This is a genomic window from Calditrichota bacterium, assembly GCA_014359355.1.
Taxonomy (GTDB): domain Bacteria; phylum Zhuqueibacterota; class Zhuqueibacteria; order JANLFK01; family Oleimicrobiaceae; genus Oleimicrobium.
Genome location: JACIZP010000133.1, coordinates 1 through 5208, shown reverse-complemented (window position 1 = coordinate 5208; position 5208 = coordinate 1). Strand labels below are relative to the sequence as shown.

General features: G+C 60.1%; 6 protein-coding genes. All 6 read right to left on the bottom strand.

Annotated features, from left to right (window positions below; genetic code table 11):
• Positions 1–458, bottom strand: a 458-nt coding sequence (locus tag H5U38_05550; protein ID MBC7186480.1) for a hypothetical protein, incomplete at its 3' end; no start/stop codon positions are given.
• A gap of 43 nt (positions 459–501) precedes the next feature.
• Positions 502–1839 (bottom strand): NCS2 family permease, encoded by a 1338-nt coding sequence (locus H5U38_05545; GenBank protein MBC7186479.1) that lies wholly within the window; start codon positions 1837–1839, stop codon positions 502–504.
• Between the two features lie 33 nt (positions 1840–1872).
• Positions 1873–2352 (bottom strand): 5-(carboxyamino)imidazole ribonucleotide mutase, encoded by a 480-nt coding sequence (gene purE / locus H5U38_05540; protein MBC7186478.1) that lies wholly within the window; start codon positions 2350–2352, stop codon positions 1873–1875.
• Positions 2353–2356: 4 nt separating this feature from the next.
• Complete coding sequence (locus tag H5U38_05535; protein MBC7186477.1) at positions 2357–3391, bottom strand: DUF4837 family protein; 1035 nt, start codon at positions 3389–3391, stop codon at positions 2357–2359.
• Positions 3392–3393: 2 nt separating this feature from the next.
• Positions 3394–4425 (bottom strand): flippase-like domain-containing protein, encoded by a 1032-nt coding sequence (locus H5U38_05530; GenBank protein MBC7186476.1) that lies wholly within the window; start codon positions 4423–4425, stop codon positions 3394–3396.
• 7 nt (positions 4426–4432) lie between these two features.
• A partial coding sequence (locus tag H5U38_05525; protein ID MBC7186475.1) for a hypothetical protein occupies positions 4433–5208 on the bottom strand: 776 nt, incomplete at its 5' end.

Here is a 5208-nt window from a genome sequence, read left to right as displayed (position 1 = left end):
ATGAGGCCAGTGGCCACTTGCGACAGCCGTGCAAAGCACTCCAAGGTCAACTCCGCCCCAGTGATGAAATTGACCAGAATGACATCGCACCCGGCCACTGCCTGGACCTGCTCCCATTGCAGGGGAGCCATCGGTTCTGTGGTCACCTCCTGCCGGACGTTTTCGGTCAAGTAGGTCAGGCGCACCTGGGTGTTGGGCCGCTCTTGCCGACGCAAGAGGCTCACGTCGATGTGCGGGTAGCGGGCCAGTCGGGCGCACACCTGATCAAAGATGTCCCTGCCCACCATGGCAACCGGACGAATGCGCCAGCCGCGCTCAAAGACCGTTGCCAAGTAGGTGAGCGTGTAGTAGATGCCTCCAAGACTTCGTGTCGCGGGTGCCGCAAAGGGCTCGATCAGATCGCACACGAAGGTTCCGATCACACCCAGTGTCTTCTCCTGTGTCGCACGTCCGCTCATGCCGTACCCTGCCTGTCCTACGACGCCAGCCATCCCTTGGACCCTAAGGTTTCAGGAAGTAATGGAACACGTAGAAAAGAAGCGAAAGTCCGCCCAGCACCCACATTGGTGCGCTCACCTCGCGTACTCTGCCCGCGATGAGCTTGACTATGGGGTAGAGCACAAAACCCGCCGTCATGCCGACGCCCATGTTGTAGGTGAAGCTCATCAGGACGATGACTGCGAAAGAAGGTACAAGCTCAGTCATGTCGTCAAACTTGATGTTCGTGACCGGCTTCATCATGAGCATTCCCACCATCACCAGTGCAGGCCCGTACGCGAATGGCGGGACTGCCTCCACGAATTTGCAGAAAAAGAGCGTAATCAGGAAGAGAAACGCGGTCACCACCGAGGCGAAGCCAGACCGCCCCCCCTCTTCGATACCCGCGGCGGACTCGATGTAGGTGCCGGTGGTGGTGGTTCCGAGCAACGCCCCAACTACGGTGGCCACGGCGTCGGCCAGCATGGGCTTCTCGATCTCTGGCAGGTTGCCCCGCTCATCAAGGAAACCCGCTCGCGCCGACACACCAATGAGGGTGGCCATCGTATCCAAAAAGTCCATGAGAAAAACCACAAGGAGCACAGGTAAGAAACCCCAGGTGAACACGCGGCTAAAGTCCAGCTTGGCCATGATGGGCCTGGGGTCAGGTGGCAGGCCGATAGGTACACCCTGCAATGGCTTCAACGAGGGGATGCTCACGTGGAAGACGCCTACCAGCACATTAGCCAGCAGCGTCACCACAATGACGGAAATCAAGATGCTGCCCCGCACACGCAGGATCATCAGGCCGGCCATCAACACCAAGCCAATCACCCCGAGAATGGCCGAGGCGCTGGTGACGTCCCCCAGCTGGACTGGCGGACCGCCCGGCGCTCCTGCTTGCACCAAACCCATGTCGCTCAAGCCGATGAAGGTCAAGAAGAGGCCTATCCCCACCACAAAGCTGTATTTCATGCTTTCCGACGCGGCAGAGGCAAGCCAACTACGCAACTTGAGAAGGGTGAGCGCGACGAACAACACGCCACCGATGAAGATGGCAGCCAACCCTTGCTGCCATGTGTAGCCCAAAGTGCCTACTACGGTCACGGCGATGAACGCGTTCTCCCCCATGTAAGGGGCGATGGCAAAAGGTCGCTTTGCATAAAGGCCCATGAGCAGAGTGCCCACGAAGGCCGCCAGGATCGTCGCCACTGCACTCGGCCCCACCGGGATGCCGGCCCCTTGCAAGATGAGCGGGTTGACCACCACTATGTAGGCCATGGTGATGAAGGTCGTGGCACCTGCCAGGATCTCGGTGCGATAGTTGGTCCCCAACTCATCGAACTTGAAATAGCGGCGCATGGCATCACCTCCCGTGTCTCGGGGTCGAGGTGGTTACTTGGGGAGTACGCTGCCTGCCTGTCTGAATTCCGCCAGGGCACGGGCCAGCTGGGCATCGGAAAGGGCCAGAATCTCCACCGCTAAGATGGCGGCGTTGGCCGCTGCGCCAATGCCGACCGACGCAACAGGAACCCCTTTGGGCATCTGCACGATGGAATAGAGCGCATCGACACCGTGCAGCGGTGAGGCATCCAGCGGCACGCCGATGACCGGCAGGGTGGTATGAGCAGCCACCACGCCCGGCAGATGGGCAGCCATCCCGGCACCCGCAATGATCACGGCGAACCCGCGTTCTGCGGCGCTCTTGGCAAACTGTGCAGTCGCCTCCGGCGTACGGTGCGCCGAAAGCACGAGAGTCTCGAAAGGCACCTTGAAATGCGCAAGCACCGACTCAGCCGCACTCATCACTGGGCGGTCCGATTCGCTGCCCATCAGAATGGCGATTCTGCGCGGCGATTGCCCGGCGTGGTTCATGTTCTCAGCCTCCTATCCCCTTCTGTCGCGTGCGGAACGTGCGCGCCATGACATCCATTTGCCGCATGTAGGGCATCTTGCGCTCGCCTGGCGCAAAACAAGCCATGTCGATCAGGAATAACCTGGCCGAACCCTGGTCATAGAAGGCGTAGATATGGAACGGACCTCCCACCACCTTCACTGAGTCCTCCCATAGCCCCCACATTTCGATCGCCCGCCTGCCGTCAAAATCCACCCATTCCCATTTGGTGTAGCCGTCCACAATCCGTTCGCCCGTGTAGAAACTCTCGCCAATCCACTGCCGCTTCTTCAGGCACCACTCAGGAGTGAGCAGAGAAGGGTCGTCGCTCTCCTCCCAGTGCACCAGGAACCATCGCTCCGGCGGGATGCGCCTCAGCCAGACGATCCGGTCACCAGGCTTTTCCAAGGGATGGTAGTCGTGCTGGATGCGCACCGTCCATCCATACTTCCGCAGCAAGTCCTCTGACAAGGCCTTCTGCTCGTGCTTGCCAAACATCTGCTTGGTCATCACCTTGCGCACATGTCCAAGCACCAGGCCGTGCAGACGATCCGCATTCTCCTGCACTCTGCGGGCGAGGGTGGCGGAATCGTTACCGACCACCACCAACAGGAGCTGGTCAAATGCCCAGGGGTTCTCCTTCTTGAACAGGAAGCTGCTATCTTGCTCAACGCGACGCAGATCCGTCGGGGAGAGCATGCTCTTGAAGAGCTCCTGCATGACCGGACTCCCGGAAAGAGTGCCGATCACCAGAAACGAGTGATAACGTTTGAAGGCACCCCACTTTTCCGGCGGCACCCAGCGGACGCGCAGCATCGATTCCGGCTGCGGGGTAAAAACCTGGCGTTCGAGGGCAGCACTCACTGACGGACGGACCGCCTCCCATTCCACGGAATCTGCCAAGGCGATGATCAGATCCTCCGACCCGTAACCCGGCTTCTTGCTGCTGCACCCGCCTAAAATGCCCTGCAGGGCGGTGAGCACCGCAGCGAGCAACAGCAAGAAAACTCGCTTTCGCATGTCTACCTCCCTCCTTTCGTGCCTTCCGGAAAGGGCGTCGCCAGTTCCACCCCATGCTGTTTGGCCACCCGCTGTTCTCGTCGTACCGCCAGGATGACACCCCCAGGTACGGTGGCGGCTACCCCAACTAGGTATGCCAGAAACTGCATCGCAACGGCTGCCGGCACCGGCACGCCAACTTGCGAGAAGAGCAAGGCACCACTCTGCTCCCGCACCCCGATGCCTCCCACAGATACAGGAAGGCTGGAAAGCAAAGCGATAATCGGCACAAATACCAGGAAGAATGCAAAGCTCACGCGGACCCCAACCGCAAGCGCTGTCAAGTAGTGCACCGCGATGCGCAGCACCTGCACCACCAGCGAGATGCCCAGCACCTGAGCAAGCAGCAACCGCCCGTGCCGGTAATCGTTCACCTGGGCATAGACCTGCCTGGCCTTGTTCTTAAAGCCCAGCGGGAGAATCCGGTTAGCCACCAACACAACCGGCTGGGCCACGCGCCTGCTGAAGAAGAACAGCAGCACCAAGAGCCACAGGGCGAATACTCCCAACACCACCGCGAGTGAAGTGGCATGGCCGGCATAGCGATGCCACATGAGCGCCGCCACCACTGCTACAGAGGTCAAAGTCGCGAAGCCGATCAACCTGTCGAAGAGAACCGCCGACATGGCTTCTGCAGGCTTCCCGGAAGCCCGCACGGCATCGACCACACGAAACGCATCTCCGCCAACATAGCCAATGAGAAAGTTGTTGAAGAACAGACCCACGAAGTAGTATCCAACCACCTGGCGCAGAGGCAGGCAGATGCCGCGCGCACGCAAGAGCATCCACCACTGCAACGCGCCCAGCAAGTTACTCAGCGTGAACACCGACAGGGCCGCAGCCAACCACCAGCCATTCGCCCCCACGATGCTCTCCCGCAGGCGAGCCGGCCCGATGCGCCACACCACAAGCCCAAGGAGCGAGACGCTCACGAGGACTTTACCGGCGGTGAACAGGGCGCGTCGCCAGCGCCTGGCGGTGTTCGCGTGGCTCACCGGCGACTCAACCCCTGTTTTCCTGCGGGGGTGTCACGGCCGTGTCGGGCGCTGCCTCGGCCGCCTTGCGACGGAGTTCATTCAACTTTTCGTTGGCATCTTTGTCGCTGGCGTGTTTCTGCAGCCACCGTTCCAGAACATCGGCAGCCTCGGCGTACCGCCCCTGTTGTTCATAGAGCAGCACCAGCCAGCCGTGAGCCTCCCCAAAATCGGGATTTGCGGCCGCCAGCTTTAGCAGGCGCCTTTCGCTCTCGTCTTTCCGCCCGCCAAGGTAGTACAGCTTGGCGATCTCCAATTGGGCACGCTGATCCAACACCGGGATGACGGCCTCCGGCATGACCTGCTCCATCTTGTCCAGGGCTTCCAGCATCTCCGTATGCCGCTGCGCACGTGCATACTCAGTTGCCAGGCGGAGGAAAGCCGCCCGATAGTTCTGCAGCAGCCCCTTCACATTGTCATTGAAGTAGACGGTAGGATCATCCAAGCTGCGATAGCGGAACACCTCAAAGAGATTCTTGCGCAGGCGGTCCACCGCAATCTGGTATTCTCCGGGTACTGTCACCACCTTGAAACAGAGGCCGTCCATCCTCAGGTAGTTAAAGAGGTTGAGCTTGTTCTCGTTAGAGACCGTCACCGCAAAGTAGACTGGCCGTCGCCACTGGTTGTCGTACAGAATGCGCAGAATCATATAGTCCTGAACGCGGATGCCCTGCCCCATGAGGGTTGGCAGGACGTCAAAAGTAATCCTATCGACACCCTTCGGTGGATTGGGTGGCGCCCATT

Bases quoted from the DNA above. Each gene is read 5' to 3' on its own strand.
- H5U38_05545 (MBC7186479.1), bottom strand. From the start codon at position 1,839: ATGCGCCGCTATTTCAAGTTCGATGAGTTGGGGACCAACTATCGCACC.
- purE (MBC7186478.1), bottom strand. From the start codon at position 2,352: ATGAACCACGCCGGGCAATCGCCGCGCAGAATCGCCATTCTGATGGGC.
- H5U38_05535 (MBC7186477.1), bottom strand. From the start codon at position 3,391: ATGCGAAAGCGAGTTTTCTTGCTGTTGCTCGCTGCGGTGCTCACCGCC.